General features: G+C 60.7%; 17 protein-coding genes, 1 tRNA gene and 1 pseudogene. 8 read left to right on the top strand and 11 right to left on the bottom strand.

From position 1 onward, the window contains the following. Positions 1 to 5: 5 nt before the first annotated feature. A complete protein-coding gene (gene gltX, locus BM132_RS16190; protein ID WP_092456832.1) occupies positions 6 to 1,487 on the bottom strand; it encodes a glutamate--tRNA ligase in 1,482 nt (493 codons plus the stop codon). A gap of 231 nt (positions 1,488 to 1,718) precedes the next feature. Further along, positions 1,719 to 3,734, bottom strand: a complete 2,016-nt coding sequence (uvrB, locus tag BM132_RS16185; RefSeq protein WP_092400385.1) for an excinuclease ABC subunit UvrB — start codon at positions 3,732 to 3,734, stop codon at positions 1,719 to 1,721. Positions 3,735 to 4,065: 331 nt separating this feature from the next. Here uvrB and BM132_RS16180 point away from each other — a divergent pair, with 331 nt between their 5' ends. Continuing rightward, positions 4,066 to 5,262: an amino acid aminotransferase gene (locus BM132_RS16180; RefSeq protein ID WP_092400383.1), complete on the top strand. Its 1,197-nt coding sequence runs from the start codon at positions 4,066 to 4,068 to the stop codon at positions 5,260 to 5,262. Between the two features lie 267 nt (positions 5,263 to 5,529). Here BM132_RS16180 and BM132_RS16175 read toward each other — a convergent pair whose 3' ends face one another. Further along, positions 5,530 to 5,757 (bottom strand): hypothetical protein, encoded by a 228-nt coding sequence (locus tag BM132_RS16175; RefSeq protein ID WP_092456829.1) that lies wholly within the window; start codon positions 5,755 to 5,757, stop codon positions 5,530 to 5,532. A 233-nt stretch (positions 5,758 to 5,990) separates the two neighbouring features. Between BM132_RS16175 and BM132_RS16170 the strand changes: the two genes are divergently transcribed. The 3 genes from BM132_RS16170 (at position 5,991) to BM132_RS16160 (ending at position 6,776) form a co-directional block, all read left to right on the top strand. Further along, positions 5,991 to 6,066 (top strand) — tRNA-Asn (locus tag BM132_RS16170). 244 nt (positions 6,067 to 6,310) lie between these two features. Beyond that, positions 6,311 to 6,505 carry a hypothetical protein gene (locus tag BM132_RS16165; protein WP_092400689.1) on the top strand — a complete coding sequence of 65 codons (195 nt, stop codon included), beginning with the start codon at positions 6,311 to 6,313 and terminating at the stop codon, positions 6,503 to 6,505. Positions 6,506 to 6,593: 88 nt separating this feature from the next. Continuing rightward, positions 6,594 to 6,776: a hypothetical protein gene (locus BM132_RS16160; RefSeq protein ID WP_047229260.1), complete on the top strand. Its 183-nt coding sequence runs from the start codon at positions 6,594 to 6,596 to the stop codon at positions 6,774 to 6,776. Here the strand turns inward: BM132_RS16160 and BM132_RS16155 are convergent. Then, complete coding sequence (locus BM132_RS16155; RefSeq protein WP_092456825.1) at positions 6,773 to 7,834, bottom strand: AI-2E family transporter; 1,062 nt, start codon at positions 7,832 to 7,834, stop codon at positions 6,773 to 6,775. The two genes, BM132_RS16160 and BM132_RS16155, sit on opposite strands and share 4 nt — an antisense overlap. 147 nt (positions 7,835 to 7,981) lie before the next feature. On the opposite strand from BM132_RS16155, the gene yegQ reads away from it, so the two are divergent. Continuing rightward, positions 7,982 to 9,307: a prephenate-dependent tRNA uridine(34) hydroxylase TrhP gene (gene yegQ, locus BM132_RS16150; RefSeq protein ID WP_092456822.1), complete on the top strand. Its 1,326-nt coding sequence runs from the start codon at positions 7,982 to 7,984 to the stop codon at positions 9,305 to 9,307. Between the two features lie 277 nt (positions 9,308 to 9,584). Here yegQ and BM132_RS28965 read toward each other — a convergent pair whose 3' ends face one another. From BM132_RS28965 to BM132_RS16120, 7 genes and pseudogenes are all read right to left on the bottom strand, one after another. Beyond that, on the bottom strand, positions 9,585 to 10,340 hold the full coding sequence (locus BM132_RS28965; RefSeq protein ID WP_371264138.1) for a methyl-accepting chemotaxis protein: 756 nt from the start codon (positions 10,338 to 10,340) through the stop codon (positions 9,585 to 9,587). Positions 10,341 to 10,442: 102 nt separating this feature from the next. Beyond that, positions 10,443 to 11,264 (bottom strand): annotated as a pseudogene (locus BM132_RS28960) (cache domain-containing protein); the annotation flags it as partial. 258 nt (positions 11,265 to 11,522) lie between these two features. Next, positions 11,523 to 12,839 (bottom strand): Na+/H+ antiporter family protein, encoded by a 1,317-nt coding sequence (locus BM132_RS16140; protein ID WP_177193375.1) that lies wholly within the window; start codon positions 12,837 to 12,839, stop codon positions 11,523 to 11,525. Between the two features lie 276 nt (positions 12,840 to 13,115). Beyond that, positions 13,116 to 14,429, bottom strand: a complete 1,314-nt coding sequence (locus BM132_RS16135; protein WP_092400370.1) for an ATP-binding protein — start codon at positions 14,427 to 14,429, stop codon at positions 13,116 to 13,118. Continuing rightward, the gene (locus tag BM132_RS16130; protein WP_047229265.1) at positions 14,426 to 15,094 is read right to left on the bottom strand and encodes a response regulator transcription factor; all 669 of its coding nucleotides are present in this window, start codon (positions 15,092 to 15,094) and stop codon (positions 14,426 to 14,428) included. The genes BM132_RS16135 and BM132_RS16130 overlap by 4 nt, the downstream gene beginning before the upstream one ends. Further along, the gene (locus BM132_RS16125; protein ID WP_092456816.1) at positions 15,094 to 15,405 is read right to left on the bottom strand and encodes a PepSY domain-containing protein; all 312 of its coding nucleotides are present in this window, start codon (positions 15,403 to 15,405) and stop codon (positions 15,094 to 15,096) included. The genes BM132_RS16130 and BM132_RS16125 overlap by 1 nt, the downstream gene beginning before the upstream one ends. Then, on the bottom strand, positions 15,405 to 15,710 hold the full coding sequence (locus BM132_RS16120; RefSeq protein ID WP_092456813.1) for a PepSY domain-containing protein: 306 nt from the start codon (positions 15,708 to 15,710) through the stop codon (positions 15,405 to 15,407). Before BM132_RS16120 ends, BM132_RS16125 begins: the two co-directional genes overlap by 1 nt. Before the next feature lie 221 nt (positions 15,711 to 15,931). On the opposite strand from BM132_RS16120, the gene BM132_RS16115 reads away from it, so the two are divergent. The 3 genes from BM132_RS16115 to BM132_RS16105 all read left to right on the top strand — a co-directional run bounded on the left by BM132_RS16115 (position 15,932) and on the right by BM132_RS16105 (position 18,494). Next, a complete protein-coding gene (locus BM132_RS16115; protein ID WP_092456810.1) occupies positions 15,932 to 17,011 on the top strand; it encodes a hypothetical protein in 1,080 nt (359 codons plus the stop codon). Positions 17,012 to 17,095: 84 nt separating this feature from the next. Next, on the top strand, positions 17,096 to 17,452 hold the full coding sequence (gene queD, locus BM132_RS16110; protein ID WP_092456807.1) for a 6-carboxytetrahydropterin synthase QueD: 357 nt from the start codon (positions 17,096 to 17,098) through the stop codon (positions 17,450 to 17,452). A 211-nt stretch (positions 17,453 to 17,663) separates the two neighbouring features. Further along, positions 17,664 to 18,494 carry an alpha/beta fold hydrolase gene (locus BM132_RS16105; protein ID WP_092456804.1) on the top strand — a complete coding sequence of 277 codons (831 nt, stop codon included), beginning with the start codon at positions 17,664 to 17,666 and terminating at the stop codon, positions 18,492 to 18,494. The last annotated feature ends 187 nt before the right edge of the window (positions 18,495 to 18,681 follow it).

Here is an 18,681-nt window from a genome sequence, read left to right as displayed (position 1 = left end):
GGCCATCAGGCAATCGCGCCCAGCAGTTTTTCCCACTCCTTGTTCTCCTTCTTCGACACACCACCGAGCAGATCGATGGCCTGGCGCAGACGGAAGCGGGTCAGGTCCGGGCCGAGGATCTCCATCGCATCGAGTACCGACACCGAACTGGCCTGGCCAGTAATGGCAGCGAACATCAGCGGCATGGCATCACGCAGTTTCAGCTCCAGCGATTCGACCACGGCCTGGATGGTCGCAGTGATGCTGTCCTTTTCCCACTGACGCAGACTTTCAAGTTTCCACAGGATCAATTGCATCAACTGGCGCACCTGATCACCGGAAAGTTTCTTGGACTCGAACAGCTTGGCATCCGGGGTCACGCCACCGGCAAAGAAGAAGCCGGCCAGCGGGGCAATCTGGCTGAACGTCTCCACCCTGCCCTGCACATGGGGAGCGATTTTCATCATGTACTCAGGGTTCAATGCCCACTTCTGTACACGCGCAGCAAACTCCTCCACCGGCAGGTCACGCAACCACTGACCGTTGAGCCAGGAGAGTTTCTCGACATCGAAGATCGGACCACCCAGCGACACCCGCGACAGGTCGAAGTGCTCGACCATTTCTTGCAGCGAGAACTTCTCGCGCTCATCCGGCATCGACCAGCCCATGCGTCCCAGGTAGTTGAGCATCGCCTCGGGCATGAAGCCCATGCGCTCATAGAAGGTCACCGAAGTCGGGTTCTTGCGCTTGGACAACTTGCTCTTGTCCGGGTTACGCAGCAACGGCATGTAGCACAGCTGCGGTTGTTCCCAGCCGAAGTACTCGTAGAGCAGGATCAGTTTCGGCGCCGACGGCAGCCACTCTTCACCGCGCAGGACGTGGGTGATGCCCATCAGGTGATCGTCGACCACGTTCGCCAGGAAATACGTCGGCAGGCCGTCGGTCTTCATCAGCACTTGCATGTCCATGCGATCCCACGGGATCTCGACGTCACCGCGCAGCATGTCCGGCACCACGCAGACGCCTTCGGTCGGCACCTTCATGCGGATCACATGGGGCTCGCCGGCGGCCAGGCGACGGGCGATTTCTTCCTTGGACAGCAGCAGCGCGCGACCGTCGTAGCGCGGGGTTTCGCCGCGAGCCATCTGCTCGGCGCGCATCTGGTCCAGCTCTTCGGCAGTGCAGAAGCACGGGAAGGCGTGGCCCATGTCTACCAGCTGCTGGCAGTACTGCTTGTAGATATCGCCGCGCTCGCTCTGGCGATATGGGCCATGGGGGCCGCCAACGTCAGGGCCTTCGCTCCAGTCGATGCCCAGCCAGCGCAACGCGTCGAAAATCTGCTGTTCGGACTCGCGAGTCGAACGCAACTGGTCAGTGTCCTCGATCCGCAGGATGAACTCACCGCCATGCTGCTTGGCAAAGCAATAGTTGAACAAAGCGATGTAAGCGGTGCCGACATGGGGATCGCCAGTGGGCGAAGGCGCGATGCGGGTGCGGACGGTGGTCATGGCATGTCTCGGAAAGAATATAAAAGCGAAGATGAAACAGGGGGCGAATGGTAACAGGCGATGGTGGGCGGGCTCCAGTGAGAGGGGGATTTGTGTCGCACCGGTCAGACCGACTCACCTTCAATCGCGAGCAGGCTCGCTCCCACAAGGGACCGCGTCCGGCCTGGACAACTCGGTCAGTTGTGGGAGCGAGCCTGCTCGCGATGAGGCCATTACAGTCGCCACAACACCTCAGACAGTCAGCAACCGCTCGCGCAGCTTGCCAATCTCGTCACGCAACTGCGCCGCGGCTTCGAACTCCAAGTCCCGGGCCAGTTGGTACATTTTCTCTTCCAACTGACGGATACGCTTGCTGATTTCGCTCGGTGAGCGCAGTTCGGCTTCGTAACGGGCGCTCTCTTCGGCGGCCTTGGCCATGCCCTTGCGCTTCTTGCTGCGCGAGCCGGGCACAGTGGCGCCTTCCATGATGTCGGCGACGTCCTTGAACACCCCTTTTGGCGTGATGCCGTTGGCCAGGTTGAAGGCAATCTGTTTATCGCGACGACGCTCGGTCTCGCCGATGGCCCGCTCCATGGAACCGGTGATGCGATCGGCATAAAGAATCGCCCGGCCGTTGAGGTTACGCGCCGCCCGACCGATGGTCTGGATCAACGATCGCTCGGAGCGCAGGAAACCTTCCTTGTCGGCGTCCAGGATTGCCACCAATGACACCTCCGGCATGTCCAGGCCTTCGCGCAGCAGGTTGATCCCCACCAGCACGTCGAACGTACCCAGGCGCAGGTCGCGAATAATCTCGACCCGCTCCACCGTGTCGATGTCCGAGTGCAGGTAGCGCACCCGCACACCGTGGTCGGCCAGATAATCAGTCAGGTCTTCGGCCATGCGCTTGGTCAGCGTGGTGACCAGCACCCGCTCCTCCACTGCCACTCGCTTGGAGATTTCCGAGAGCAGATCATCGACCTGAGTCAGCGCCGGGCGCACCTCAACCTGTGGATCGACCAGCCCGGTGGGCCGCACCACCTGTTCGACCACCCGGCCGGCATGCTCGGCCTCGTAGTTGCCTGGGGTGGCGGAGACGAAAATCGTCTGCGGACTCACACTTTCCCATTCATCAAAGCGCATCGGCCGGTTATCCAGCGCCGAGGGCAGGCGGAAACCGTATTCCACCAGGGTTTCCTTGCGGGACCGGTCGCCTTTGTACATGGCCCCGACCTGGGGCACGCTGACGTGGGATTCGTCGATCACCAGCAAGGCATCGGCCGGCAGATAGTCATACAACGTAGGCGGTGGCGCGCCCGCCGGGCGACCCGACAGGTAGCGCGAGTAGTTTTCGATGCCGTTGCAGTAACCCAGCTCCAGGATCATCTCCAGGTCGAATCGGGTCCGCTGCTCCAGCCGCTGGGCTTCCACCAGTTTGTTGTTCGACCGCAAGTATTCCAGGCGCTCCTGCAGCTCAACCTTGATCCCCTCGATAGCGTCCAGCAGGGTTTCCCGGGGCGTCACGTAGTGGCTCTTGGGGTAGAAGGTGAAGCGCGGTAGCTTGCGGATCACCTCTCCGGTCAGCGGATCGAACGCCGAAAGACTCTCCACTTCGTCATCGAACAGCTCGATGCGGATCGCCTCCAGGTCCGATTCGGCCGGGTAGATGTCGATCACATCGCCACGGACCCGGAACGTTGCCCGGGCGAAATCCATGTCGTTGCGGGTGTATTGCAGGTCCGCCAGGCGGCGCAGCAAGGCTCGCTGGTCGAGCTTGTCGCCGCGATCAACGTGCAAGACCATCTTCAGGTACGTTTCCGGGCTACCCAGACCGTAGATGCACGACACCGTGGTGACGATGATCGCGTCCTTGCGCTCGAGCAATGCCTTGGTGGCCGAGAGCCGCATCTGCTCGATGTGATCATTGATCGAAGCATCCTTCTCGATGAAGGTGTCCGAGGACGGTACGTAGGCCTCGGGTTGGTAGTAGTCGTAATAGGAGACGAAGTACTCCACCGCGTTATTGGGGAAAAACGCCTTGAACTCGCCATACAGCTGCGCCGCCAGGGTCTTGTTCGGTGCCAGCACCAGGGTCGGGCGCTGCACTTGGGCAATCACGTTGGCGATGCTGAAAGTCTTGCCCGAGCCGGTCACACCGAGCAGCGTCTGGTGCGCCAGCCCGGCCTCGATGCCTTCGACCATCAGGCGAATGGCTTCCGGCTGGTCGCCGGCGGGCTGAAATCGGGTGACTAGCTGGAATTCAGACATAACAAAACCTCTGGGTTCACCCCTGTCGGCCAGCCAACAGGAACGAGAAAGACCGAAACGACTGATGTCGCCCGAGGAAAAAACTGGGATTCGTACAATGTGGAGGTGAATGCCTTCGCTTTCAAGACGAACGTCCTACACGCCTTGAAGTCTTTGACGCCGCCAGGGGCCTAACGGTCGAAAAAAACGAAAATACTTGCCTTAAAAACCGATTCGCCTGTCGCCGCGCCCGGTGATGGCCTCTATACTAGCTCCCCGTTTGTGCACCGCTCTAGTGCATTCGGCTGGAGCGCTACACGTCCCCCCACACTCCATTCAGAGCCGCGCAATAATGAGCCTGTTTTCCGCTGTCGAATTGGCACCACGCGACCCCATCCTGGGCCTCAACGAAGCATTCAACGCCGACACCCGTACCAATAAGGTCAATCTGGGCGTGGGTGTTTACTGCAACGAGGAGGGGCGTATTCCACTTCTGCGCGCCGTTGTCGAAGCCGAGACGATCCGCGTGGCCCAACACGTTTCCCGTGGTTACCTGCCAATCGACGGCATTGCTGCCTACGACCAGGCGGTCCAGACCTTGTTGTTCGGCAAAGACAGTCCATTGATCGCTTCCGGTCGCGTCATCACCACCCAAGCCGTGGGCGGCACCGGCGCACTGAAGATCGGTGCCGACTTCCTCAAGCAACTGCTGCCTGACGCCGTCGTGGCCATCAGCGATCCAAGCTGGGAAAACCACCGTGCGCTGTTCGAAACCGCCGGGTTCCCGGTGCAGAACTACCGCTACTACGACGCCGCCACCCATGACGTGAACCGCAGCGGCCTGCTGGAAGACCTCAACGCCCTGCCCGACCGCTCGATCGTCGTGCTGCACGCCTGCTGCCATAACCCCACCGGCGTGGACCTGAGCCCCGAGGACTGGAAAAACGTGCTGGCCGTGGTCAAGGCCAAGAACCACGTTCCATTTTTGGACATGGCTTATCAGGGCTTTGGCGACGGGATCGACGAAGACGCCGCCGCCGTGCGCCTGTTCGCTGAGTCGGGCCTGACCTTCTTCGCGTCCAGCTCGTTCTCCAAATCGTTCTCGCTGTACGGCGAGCGCGTTGGCGCCCTGTCGATCGTCAGCGAGTCGAAAGAGGAAAGTGCCCGGGTACTGTCCCAGGTCAAGCGTGTGATCCGCACCAACTACTCCAACCCGCCGACCCACGGCGCCAGCATTGTCGCGGCCGTGCTCAACAGCCCGGAACTGCGGGCCCAGTGGGAAGCGGAACTGGCAGAAATGCGCCTGCGGATTCGCGGCATGCGCAACCAGATGGTGGACATGCTGGCTAAAGCCGCTCCGCAGCGGGATTTCAGCTTCGTCGCACGCCAGCGCGGGATGTTTTCCTACTCCGGCCTGACCGTTGAACAAGTGACGCGCCTGCGCAACGAGTTCGGCATCTATGCCCTGGACACCGGCCGCATCTGCGTGGCCGCGCTGAACCAGAACAACATCGATGCGGTGACCAAGGCTATTGTTCAGGTGATCTGAAGGTCGTCGGGATGAAAAAAGGGAAGCCAAGGCTTCCCTTTTTTCGCGTTCACCCTGCCCCGTGGCGAGGGAGCTTGCTCCCGCTGGGCTGTGTAGGAGCTGGCGAAGCCTGCGATCTTTTGATCTTTTGATCTTTTGATCTTTTGATCTTTTGATCTTTCGCTTGAGATTCAAGTGTCAGGGGAAAGATCGCAGCCTCGTTGCACTCGACAGCTCCTACGCCCCAGCGGGAGCAAGCTCCCTCGCCACAAAAGCAACTTGTCGAGGCTACAACTCCGTCGCCCGCTGACTCGCGGCATCGTCGTAGATCACATACAACGACTCGGCAATCTGACTCTTGATGGCCTTGGTGCTTTCCAGCCCCAGGACAAACCCCTCGGCCTTACCACCGGCACGGTTCAGTTCGTCAGCGGTGCTGGCCTGGGTGATGGCATCGTAGAGTTTCTCGGCATGCGGTCCCACGCCCTTGGGCAAGCTGATCTGGACGGTGCTCATAGGCACACCTCGGTGTGGCTGTCTGTGTGAAGCGGTAACAGATGATTCATGGCGCAAACCTTTGTTTGGCGAATGGCCGGCAGCGCGTGCAGCCACTTCCGGGGGACCATGGTAGCCCTCTCCTGCCGTTGCGGTAACCGCAATCACCGATTAATCGCCAACGGACCTGAGGAATGCGCCGGCCGCCAAGAGAAGCTTGACTTCTCTTTTCCAATCAGTAACATACGCGTCATTCCGCGATAGCTCAGTTGGTAGAGCAAGTGACTGTTAATCACTGGGTCCCTGGTTCGAGTCCAGGTCGTGGAGCCAGACAGCAGCAAATCAAGCCCCTGAATTGAAAGATTCAGGGGCTTTTTTGTGGGCGAAAGAAAGGGCTGATGATTGAAAAGGCCTGCCGATGTCGCTGGCGGAACAATCAGTCAGGCCAGAACAGGCATCATGGTCTGAATCCTGCTTGAATTTGCCAGGCCCGACCGTCACGTGCACGTCATGAGGACGTCGCAAACTGGCGTTGTCCGCCAACAAACATCTCCATAACAACAAGGACGAAGGCATGCCCACGCAAAACCCTCACCGCAACAATGATCTGTGCACCTCCAGCAAGGTGTACACCGCGCTGACTGAACTCAAGCACTTGGAAGGCCACCGCAGCGCCAAATTCCTTTCACTGCTGACGCAACACCTGGTGCGCAAGGGCCTGCTCAACGAGCAGGAAGTGGTGCACATGCTCGATCTGGTGGTCGATTGAGCAGCATCGATTCCTACTATTGAAGCGGTTGATTTTTCCTCCTCCCTGCTGAGTCGTAAGGTAACCCCATCGATTGATGGAGGTTCCCATGCCCAAGGTTCAAATCATGTCTGTCATTGGTAGCGCCGTACCCGCCCCGCTCAGGGAGCGTGGTCTGTTGGCCTGCTGGTATCTGGTACAGGACGGCGTCACCATCAGCGGTCCGCTGACGTCACTGCCCGCCGCCCAAGCCCTGTCACAACGTATCGGCCCTTATCTGCTGACGGCCTAGGGCAACCGCACCCGCGGCTTGCTTTCGACGAACAGCGCCCAACATGACATGAACAGCGCGGCGATCAGCGGGCCGATCACAAATCCGTTCAGCCCGAACACCGCCAGCCCGCCCAACGTCGAGACCAGTACCATGTAGTCAGGCATCTTCGTATCCTTACCCACCAGAATGGGGCGCAGGAAATTGTCCACCAGGCCAATGACGAATATCCCGAACAGCGTCAATACCACGCCCTGCCAGATGGCCCCGGAGAGCAGGAAATAAACTGCCACCGGCGCCCAGACCAGGCCCGCGCCCACCGCCGGCAACAGCGACAGAAAGGCCATCAGCACCGCCCAGAGCAACACCGTCGGAATTCCCAGGATCCAGAAAATCAGCCCACCCAACGCCCCCTGGGTAATAGCCACCAGCAGGTTGCCCTTGACGGTTGCGCGCACCACCCGATTGAACTTCAACTGCAGGCGACGTTTCTGGTACTCCGCCAGGGGCACGGCAGTACGGACCTTGCGCACCAGCTCAGGGCCGTCACGCAGGAAAAAGAACAACAAATAAATCATGACGAAGAAACTCACCAGAAACTGAAACGTGCCCTGGCCGAAGCTGAACGCCTGAGTGGCGAAAAACTCGCTGCCTTGCATCGCACCTTTGACGATCCGCTCTCGCAGCCCGTTCAGGTTACCCAGGCCGAAACGGTCGAGCAGATTCTGGAAGTATGGCGGCAAGGCATCCCTGAAGCGGGCCAGATAATCGGCGATGTCCAACTCCCCGCTTTCCAGGCTCTTGTAGAGCGCCGCTCCTTCCTGAACCAGCAACGTACTGATGACGATCACCGGCAAGATCGCGATCACCACGCAAATACTCAATGTCAGCAACGAAGTGAGGTTGCGCTGCCAGCCGAGTTTCAATTGCAGGCGGCGCTGCATCGGCGCAAAGACGATCCCCAGGATCACTGCCCAGAATACCGCGCCGTAAAACGGCAGGAGGATCCAGATGAAAGCGATGGTGACCAGAATCAACATCAGCATCTGGGATTTGTCTTGCAGGCTCTTTCGGTTCATTTGTTTTCCATATCCTTGGCGCAATAAACGTTAGTCAGCCAGGATTCGCCGGAGTGCCTTCGCCTTTGCACGCTTGAGTTGATCCAGATCAATTGCACTTGACCGGTGGTGGCGTACCCTCGCCGCTTTTTGCGACCAGACGCCACCATGCCCTTCGTTGCTCCCGAACTGCTCGCCCCCGCCGGCACCCTGAAAAACATGCGCTATGCCTTCGCCTACGGCGCCGACGCGGTGTACGCCGGCCAACCGCGCTACAGCCTGCGTGTGCGCAACAACGAGTTCGACCACGCCAACCTGGCCTTGGGCATTGGCGAAGCCCAGGCCATGGGCAAGCGCTTCTATGTGGTGGTGAACATCGCGCCCCACAACGCCAAGCTGCGTACCTTCCTCAAAGACCTGGAACCTGTGATTGCCATGGCGCCGGACGCGCTGATCATGTCCGACCCCGGGCTGATCATGCTGGTACGCCGACACTTCCCAGAGATGCCGATTCATCTGTCGGTGCAGGCCAACACGGTGAACTGGGCAAGCGTCGAGTTCTGGCAACAGCAGGGCTTGAGCCGCATCATCCTGTCCCGAGAGCTGTCCCTGGAGGAAATCGCCGAAATCCGCGAGCAGGTGCCGGCCATGGAACTGGAGGTGTTCGTCCACGGGGCACTGTGCATGGCTTATTCCGGACGCTGCCTGCTGTCGGGCTACCTGAACCGGCGCGACGCCAACCAAGGCAGTTGCACCAACGCCTGTCGCTGGAAGTATTCGGCGCAACCGGCGCAGGAAAACGTGGTCGGCGATATCGTGCAAACCTGGCCAGCCGAACCGACCCTGGGCCTCGGCGCGCCCACCGACCAGGTGTTCCTGCTTCAGGAAGCGAACCGCCCGGAGGAATCGATGCCGGCCTTCGAGGACGAGCACGGCACCTACATCATGAACGCCAAGGATCTGCGGGCCGTGCAACACGTGGAACGGCTTGCCCGCATGGGCGTGCATTCCTTGAAGATCGAAGGTCGGACCAAGTCGCACTTTTATTGCGCACGTACCACCCAGGTCTATCGCCGGGCGATCGACGATGCCGTGGCCGGCCGGGAGTTTGACCGCAGCCTGATGACCGATCTCGAATCCCTGGCCCAGCGCGGCTACACCGAGGGCTTTCTACGCCGGCATGTGCATGATGAGTACCAGAATTACCAGAACGGCAGCTCGGTGGCAGAGCGCCAGCAGTTCGTCGGCGAACTGACCGGCCAGCGGCGCGAGCGTCTGGCCGAAGTCCGGGTCAAGAACCGCTTTGGCCTGGGCGATCACATGGAATTGATGACCCCCAAGGGCAACTTTCACTTCGACCTGCATCAGTTGCAGAACGTCAAAGGCCAGGGCATCGACGTGGCACCGGGAGACGGGCATGTGGTGTACGTGCCGATTCCGGATGCGGTGGATTTGCGGTTTGGGTTATTGATGCGCGATGTGCGCCAGGCGTAAAGGATAATCAGACACCACCCAATACATGTGGGAGCGGGCTTGCTCGCGAATGCGGTGTGTCAGCCAATATATTCACGCCTGACACACTGCATTCGCGAGCAAGCCCGCTCCCACAGAGATTTCGCGGTCAATGCAGGGTTTGTGAACTAACAGGTTTTCAGCCCTCGGCAGGAACTGCCGAAGGCTGCGATCCTTCTTTCTCGATAAGACCCGGTTGCCCAGGTGAAAACATCTGGATCGAGAGCAAAAGATCGCAGCCTTCGGCAGCTCCTGGACGTCAGATCCGGAACTGCCCCACCAATTTGCCCAGGCGCTGCCCCAGATCGGCCAGGCTGCGGGAGGTCTGGGCACCGAGTTGGGTTTCGTCGGCAACACTGTCCACTGCCACGGCGATCTGGTGCACGCTGCGGTTGATTTCCTCGGCCACAGCAGTCTGTTCTTCAGCGGCGCTGGCGATCTGGGCGTTCATCGAGTTGATGGTGCCGATCAACTGCGCCATGGTGTCCAGGGACGCCCCGGCCTCGTTGGCTTGTACCGACGTACCATCGCCCGCTTCGCTGGAGCGGCGCATCGCTTCCACCGCCGCGTGGGTGCCCGATTGCAGGCGATCAATCATGCCCTGGATTTCCTGGGTACTTTGCTGGGTCCGGCTAGCCAGGGCCCGCACTTCATCAGCCACCACGGCAAAACCGCGGCCCGCTTCCCCGGCACGAGCGGCCTCGATGGCGGCGTTCAGCGCCAACAGGTTGGTCTGCTCGGCGATCGAGCGAATCACTCCCAGCACGCTGACAATCGAAGCCACGTCCTGCTGCAAGCTGTCCAGGGACAGGCCGCTGCTGCGAATATCGTTCACCAGCGCATGAATCTGCTGGATGCTGCCGGCCACCACACGCTTGGCGGACTGGCCTTCTTCGTCGGTCTGCTGGGCCGCGACGGCGGCACCCTGGGCACTGCGAGCCACTTCCTGGGCGGCCGAAGACATCTCGTTGATCGCCGTGGCGACCTGGTCGGTTTCGTGACGCTGACGCTCCATGGCCTGCTCGGAGCGCTGCGCCTGCTCGGAAACCTGCGCCACCAGCCCAGTCAGTTGCGAGGTCATTTCGGTGATCTGCCGTACCAGACCGTGGATCTTGTCGACAAAACGGTTGAACGAGCCGGCCAGTTGGCCGAGTTCGTCCTGGCTGGTGATCGCCAGGCGGCGAGTCAGGTCGCCCTCGCCCGCCGCGATGTCATCGAGGTTGTCTTTCATCAGGTGCAGCGGCCGCAGGATGGCGTTGGCCAACAACATGCCCACCACCGCAATCAACAGCAATACCACGACAGCAATACCCACAATGCTCAGCAGAACGCCTTGCAAACGTTCTTGAACCTTGACTTCCACCAGTGCGACCTGGGCTTCGATGCCGTCCAGGTTGACCGAGCTGCCGACAGCCATGTCCCACTTGGGCAGGTATTCGGTGTAACCGAGCTTAGGCACCAGTTCCTTACTGTTGGGCAGTGGGGAGCTATATTCCAGATAGTGGGTCCCGTCCTTGGCGACTTTCACCAGGTCACGGTTGACATAGACACCGTTGGGATCGCGGTTGTCCTTGAAGTTTTTGCCCACACCGTCGGGGCTGTTGGCCTTGAAGAGGCGAACAGTTTCGGAGTCGTAACCGAAGAAGTAGCCGTCCTTGCCGTAGGCGACGTTCGACAGCAGCTTGATCGCCTCGGCCCGCGCGGCGTTGTCCCCGGGCGCCGACGCATCGTATATCGGCTTGATGGCCGTCAGCCCCACCGCTACGTAATTCTGCAGCGTGGCCTTGGCGTCGCTGAGCAAGCGTTCACGGGTTTGCTGGACCTCTTTACTGGCCTGTTCCTTCAGAATAAAGGCCGTGGTCAGGCTGATGATAACGGCGGACAGCAATACAGGCAGTATTGCCAAGGACAGAACTTTAGCCTTCAGGCTCAGGCGCATACTGGTCACTCTTGTCGGTTTTATGGCGTGGTTAACTGTGTTAACGGCACGACGTGGGAAAACTGTAGGACAAGGTGAACGGGCTCGGGCGAGTGGTCAGCAGAAGAGTCGCTGGGTTAAAGGGCCTCTTCGCGAGCAAGCCCGCTCCCACAATGGTTCAGCGGTGAACACAGAAAATGTGAGCATCAGCGATCCATTGTGGGAGCGGGCTTGCTCGCGAAAGGTGCGACTCCGTCCTTGAGCCTCGTTGAATAGACCTTACAACACCATCGCCGCCACCCAGCCAAACACCAGCAGCGGTAGGTTGTAATGGATGAAGGTCGGGACCACGGTGTCCCAGATGTGGTGGTGCTGACCATCGATGTTCAGGCCGGAGGTCGGGCCCAGGGTCGAGTCCGAAGCGGGCGAACCCGCATCACCCAAGGCTCCGGCGGTGCCGACGATGCAGACGATCGCCAGCGGGCTGAAACCCAATTGCAGGCACAGCGGCACGAATATCGTCGCCAGGATCGGTACCGTGGAGAACGACGAGCCGATGCCCATGGTCACCAGCAACCCCACCAGCAACATCAACAGGGCGCCGATGCCTTTGTTATGGCCGATCCAGGCCGCCGAGGTTTCCACCAGGCTCTGGACTTCACCCGTCGCCTTCATCACTTCGGCAAAGCCCGAGGCGGCGATCATGATGAAACCGATCATCGCCATCATCTTCATGCCTTCGGTGAACAGGTCGTCGGTTTCGCGCCAACGCACCACCCCCGATACCGAGAAAATCAGGAACCCGGCCAGGGCACCGATGATCATCGAATCCAGCAGTAGCTGAATGACGAACGCCGCCGCGATCGCAAGCCCCGCCACCAGCAGGCTCAACGGGTTGTAGCGTGTGGTGACCTGCTCAGCCCTGGCAATTGTTTTGAGGTCGTACACGCGCTTTTTGCGATACGTGAAAAACGCCATGGCCAAGCCAAACACCATGCCCAGTGCCGGAATGCCCATGGCGTGGGTGATGTTGATGCCACTGACGTCCACGCCGCTGCGGGCGACGTTGGCCAGCAGGATCTCGTTGAGGAAAATGTTGCCAAAGCCCACCGGCAGGAACATGTAGGGCGTTATCAGGCCGAAGGTCATGACGCAGGCAATCAACCGGCGGTCCAACTGCAGCTTGGTCAGCACATAAAGAAGCGGCGGCACCAACAGCGGGATAAAAGCGATATGGATCGGCAGAATATTCTGCGAGGCGACCGCGACCGTTCCCAGCAAGCCGATCAGGACCCATTTGACCGCCGAACCTGCGGCGACATCCTGGCGATCCACCATGGCCAGGGCTTTGTCGGCCAACGCATGCGCCATGCCGGACTTGGCAATCGCTACGGCGAAAGCACCCAGCAAAGCGTAGGACAACGCCACCGTTGCCCCGCCCCCGAGGCCGGCATTGAACGCCTTGAGCGTGGCGTCGATGCCCAGGCCACCCGTCAGGCCGCCCACCAGAGCGCCAATAATCAGCGCGATCACCACATGCACGCGGGACAGACTGAGCACCAGCATCACGCCAACCGCGGCAATTACTGCATTTATCATCATTACCTCAAAGCACAGCGATGGAGAGCCACCGGACAAAAAGGTCGCGACTTTGCAGGAAGCGGCGAGAAGCTGCAAGGGTCATGCGGCGGGTTTTAAGTTGGTCGCAATACATGAATTCGCCATATGGGCGCGATCAACGGAGTTTTTTAGATCAACCCAAACCAGTGTGGGAGCGGGCTTGCTCGCGAATGCGGTGTGCCAGTCATGAATTTTTACCTGACGGACCGCATTCGCGAGCAAGCCCGCTCCCACAGGGACTGGTACTCCACATCAGCGTCTGGGCAGTTCGATCGTGACCTTCAGCCCGCCCCATTCGCTGTCGCCCAGCGCCAGCGTCCCGCCCCAGGTGTCGACAATGTCCCGCACGATGCCCAGCCCCAACCCGTGCCCATCGGTCTGCTCATCGAGCCGCGCACCCCGACTGAAGACCTGATCGCGGCGGTCTGCGGGAATGCCTGGCCCATCGTCTTCCACCACCAGACTGAACCCCTCGGCTGTCTCGCTCACGGTCAGGCGCACTTGCGCGTCGGCCCATTTGCAGGCGTTGTCCAGCAGGTTGCCCAGCAGCTCCAGCAGATCTTCACGATCCCAGGGCAGGTGCAGGCCGGGCGGTGCGACATAAGCCAAGTGCAAGTGTTCCCCATGGATCATGTTCAGCGTGGCCAGCAGCGCCGGCAGTTCCGCGTCGCAGTCAAGATGGGCACCGGGCAAAGCGTCGCCGGACAGCCGGGCGCGGTTGAGTTCGCGGTTCAGGCGCTGGCGGACCTGCTCCAGTTGTTCGAGCAACAGCTTGCGCAGCTCGGGGTAAGGGTCGAGTTTTTCATTTGCAGCCAGGCTTTGCAGCACCGCCAGCGGGGTTTTCAGGGCATGTCCCAGGTTGCCCAGGGCGTTGCGCGAACGTTTGAGGCTGTCTTCGGTATGGGCCAACAGATGGTTGATCTGCGCCACCAGCGGTTCCAGTTCCCGGGGCACCTGTTCGTCAAGTTGCGAACGCTGCCCGCGCTGCAACTGGGCGATCTGCTCCCGGGCTTTGTCGAGCGGGCGCAAGGCACGGTGCACCGTGATGCGCTGCAACAACAGAATCAGCAGCAACCCCGCCAAGCCAAGTCCCAGGCCGATCTGCTGCATGCGCAGGAAAGTGTCCCGCACGGGCGTGTAGTCCTGGGCCACGCTGATGGAAATCGCCTGGCCCAGACGCCGATAGTCGGTACGCAGTACCAGCAGCTTCTGACCTTCAGGCCCCAATTGCAGGTTGCTGTGCAGCCCCGGATGGTCGAGACGGGGCAACTCCTGGTCCCACAGGGACCGGGAGCGCCAATGCTCATCGGCAAAATCAATGCGGAAATAATGCCCGGAAAACGGTCGCAGATAGGCCGGCGACAAGCGTCGCTCATCCAGTTGCAGGCCTTGCGGACCACGCACCAGGGCGACCAGCAGGTTCTCGCTGTCGTTGCGCAGCCCCGCCTCCAGATACCGCTGCAAACCCAGCTCGAACAGCCACAGACTGGTCTGCGCCAGAACCAGACCGACCACCACCATTACACCGATCAGGCCAAGGCTCAGGCGCCGCTGGATCGATCTCACTGCGCCTGCCCGCCGAACAGGTAACCCTGGCCGCGACGGGTTTCGATCACGCTGCGGCCCAGCTTGCGCCGCAAGTGATTGACATGGACTTCCAGCACATTGGAATCGCGCTCGGTTTCACCGTCATACAGGTGTTCGGCGAGATGGCTCTTGGAAAGGATCTGCTCGGGATGAAGCATGAAGTAGCGCAACAAGCGAAACTCGGCTGCGGTCAGTTGGATTTCGGTGCCATCGCGACTCACACACTGGCGTCCCTCATCCAGATGCAGGCCGGCCGCCTGGAGCGTCGGCTGGTTGGCCTGGCCATGGGAGCGGCGCAGCAGTGCCTGGATCCGCAGGTGCAGCTCTTCGGGATGAAAGGGTTTGGTCAGGTAATCGTCGGCCCCGGCCTTGAGGCCTTCGATGCGCTCGGCCCAGGAACCGCGGGCGGTCAGGATCAGCACCGGCGTGCTCAAGCCGCCCGCGCGCCATTGGGCCAACACTTCAAGCCCCGGCACACCCGGCAAGCCGAGATCGAGGATGATCAGGTCATAAGGCTCACTGCTGCCCTGATAAACCGCGTCGCGACCATCAGCGAGCCAATCGACGGCGTAACCCTGCCGCGTCAGCCCGGCCATCACTTCGTCGGCCAGGGGAACATGATCTTCCACCAGAAGCAGGCGCATCAGTCTTCCTCATCTTTGAGTAAACGGCCGGTCGCGGCGTCCAGGTCCAGTTCGCGCACGACGCCGTCGGTCGCCAGCAATTCGACCTCGTAAATATAGACGCCGTGTTTTTCTTCCAGCTCGGCCTCCAGCAGCTTGGCGCCAGGGTGGCGATCCAGGGCCTGTTGCAGCAAGTGTTCCAGGGGCAGGATCACACCCTGCTGCCGCAATTGCAGGGCCTCATCCTGGTCCAGGTCCCGGGCAACCGCCAGTGAACAGAATATCAACAGCGCCAGCGCCCAACGGCTGCGGGGGCGTAAATTAAGCTTCATTACAGATCCTGATGATTCTTGAGCACCTTGCCGTCAACCGCGTCCAATTCAAGTTCCCAGTCAACGCCCTGGGCATCGCGAAGGTCCACCTGATAGATGTACTTGCCGTACTCTTGTTCCAGCTCGGTATCGGTCAGGGTGGCGCCAGGGTGTTCGGACAAGACAGTGGCGTTGAGTTTTTCAACGGACAGAATGGTACCAGCGTCCCGCAGCTTTTGTGCTTCGTCAGCCGTGAGGTCTCGTGCGTTGGCCAGGCTACTGATGGCCATCAAGATCGCAATGGAAAAGGCAGTCAGGCGGTTCATGGATCATCTCCTTTTTTGTAATCTTCACCGGGAACTGTATCGGGACGAACTTAACTGAAACTGAATTGCCATCATTGAACGCAGGTCAATCTGGCAAGCCCTGCTCACCATAGGGGTCGGTCAGTTAACATGAATGAGACTGACGTACCGTCATCGCGAGCAGGCTCGCTCCCACAGGGGATGATGTCGTTAAATTATCCGCTGCACCCTTCGAGACCGATATGACCGCCATCCACATCAAGTTCCCTGCCCTGACCCTCAAGGCCGGCCCGCGTGCTCTGGCACGCATTCGCCAGGCTGGCCTGAACGCTGCCGATGTTGGCATTCTGCCGGGTGCCGCCGGTGGCCCCAAGGCCTTGGGCATTCAGGGGCTGGACCTGGCGCTGTTCGGCGAGTGGCTGCCCGCCGCGCCCCGGGAGCGCTCGCTGATCGGTGCCTCGGTGGGCTCCTGGCGCTTCGCCAGCGCCTGCTTGCCGGATGCCGCCGAGGGGATCCGGCGCCTGGGCACCCTGTACAACGAGCAAAGCTTTGCCAAAGGCGTGACCATGGCCGGGGTCAGCCAGAGTTCCCAACACATGCTCGATGATCTGCTTCAGGGTCGCGACACGTCGATCCTCGACAACCTGCATTACCGGCTCAACATCATGGTGGTCAAAAGTCACGGCTGGCTGGCCCAGGATCATCGCGGGCGGCTCGGCCTGGGATTGTCGTCGGTGATCGCCGACAACCTGCGAGGCCGAGCGCGCCTGTCGCGGCATTTCGAACGGCTGATCGTCCACGACCCACGCCGGGCGCCGCCGTTGCACCCGTTGAACGACTTTCCGTCACGCTTCGTCCCGCTGGAGGCCGGGAATCTACGCCAGGCGCTGCTGGCATCCGGCTCGATTCCGATGGTGATGGAGGGCGTGCGTGATCTGCCGGGCGCCGGTGCTGGCACCTACCGCGACGGCGGCCTGTTGGACTACCACTTGGACCTGCCCTACAGCGGCGAGGACATCGTGTTGTATCCGCACTTCACCGACCGGGTCATTCCCGGCTGGTTCGACAAGGGCCTGCCATGGCGCCGGGGGAACGTCGAGCGTCTGCAGAACGTGCTGTTGCTGGCGCCGTCCCGTGAATACCTGGCGCGCCTGCCCTTCGGCAAACTGCCAGACCGGAACGACTTCAAACGTTTCATGGGTGATGACACGAGCCGCCGCAAATACTGGCGCACGGCGATGGATGAAAGCCGCCGGCTCGGTGACGAGTTCCTGGAGCTGGCGGCCAACGGGGGGCTGGGCGGGCGGTTGCTGACCCTTTAGTCAGCACGGTCGCGCAACGCCGGAACCAAACTGATAAACTCCGCCGCCTGCCTCGCGACCGCTACCTTTAAAGAGCCTGAACTTGTGGAAATCTTCAAAGAATTTACCTTCGAATCCGCCCACCGCCTGCCCCACGTGCCGGACGGTCACAAGTGTGGCCGCCTGCACGGTCACTCGTTCAAAGTGGCCATACACCTGAGCGGTGACATCGACTCGCACACCGGCTGGATTCGGGACTTCTCGGAGATCAAGGCGATCTTCAAGCCGCTCTACGAGCGCCTGGACCACAACTACCTCAACGACATCCCTGGCCTGGAAAACCCCACCAGCGAAGTCCTGGCCAAGTGGATCTGGAATCAGTTGAAGCCATTGTTGCCGGAGCTCTGTGCCATTCGCATCCATGAGACCTGCACCAGCGGTTGCATCTACCGCGGCGAGTAACCACTTTCCTTGTGGCAAGGGAGCTTGCTCCCGCTGGGCTGCGCAGCAGCCCCAAAAGCAGCGACTCTATTCAACCTGATACACCGCAACTTCAGGCTTGAGGACCGCTTCGCGGCCCAGCGGGAGCAAGCTCCCTCGCCACAATCGGTTTTTTCCCATGTGAATCGGGTCTATGCTCTGTCCCTGAGCCATTTCCAGTGAAGCTCCCATCATGACCAACTGGCCCCTGGACCACGAATACAACTTCAACGGGCACCGCATCCGCTACGCCGTCCACGGCGACGGCCCGCCGCTGGTGTTTGTCCACGGCACGCCTTTCTCTTCCTACGTGTGGCACCGAATCGCCCCGCTGTTCTTCGCCACTCACAAGGTGCATTACTTTGACCTGCTGGGTTACGGCCAATCCGCACAGCCGGACGCAGATGTTTCCCTCGGTGTGCAAAACCAGTTGCTCGCACAATTGCTGGAACACTGGGGCCTGGATTGCCCGGACGTGGTGGCCCACGATTTTGGTGGCGCAACCGCCCTGCGCACGCACCTGCTCAACGGCAAGCATTACCGCAGCCTGACCCTGATCGATCCGGTGGCGCTGTCGCCCTGGGGTTCACCCTTTGTCCAACATGTGCGCCAGTATGAGGCGGCGTTCAGCGGCCTGCCCGATTACATTCAGCGGGCCATCGTGCCAACCTATATCCGGGGTGCGATCAACAGACAGATCCCGGATGAAGAACTGGCGCCGTACGTGCAGCCCTGGCTGGGCGAGACCGGCCAGGCCGCGCTCTATCGGCAGATCGCGCAGATGGACGAGCGCTATACCCGCGAGGTCGAGCCGTTGTATGCAACCGTGCGCTGCCCGACGCAGATCCTTTGGGGAGAGGACGATCAGTGGATCCCCATCGAACGCGGTCGGGCGCTACAAAAACGGATCCCCGGCGCGCAGTTCCATCCTGTCCCGAACGCTGGGCATCTGGTCCAGGAAGACGCGCCGGAGGCCGTCGTTGCGTCGGTGTTGCGGTTCCTAGCGCTGCACTCTCCCACCTGAAGAAACCGCATGACTTTGTGGGAGCGGGCTTGCTCGCGAAGGCGGTGTGTCAGTTACCAATACACTGGCTGACACTCCGCTTTCGCGAGCAAGCCCGCTCCCACAAGGAAACCGCATAGGCAGTGGACACTGTGTTCCAACTTGAATCACCGCCGCACCGCTTTCGCCCTCTTTGCCCACCCAACCC

It is taken from the genome of Pseudomonas sp. NFACC45 (assembly GCF_900113505.1).
GTDB lineage: Bacteria > Pseudomonadota > Gammaproteobacteria > Pseudomonadales > Pseudomonadaceae > Aquipseudomonas > Aquipseudomonas tehranensis.
This window is presented reverse-complemented; position numbering and strand designations above follow the sequence as displayed.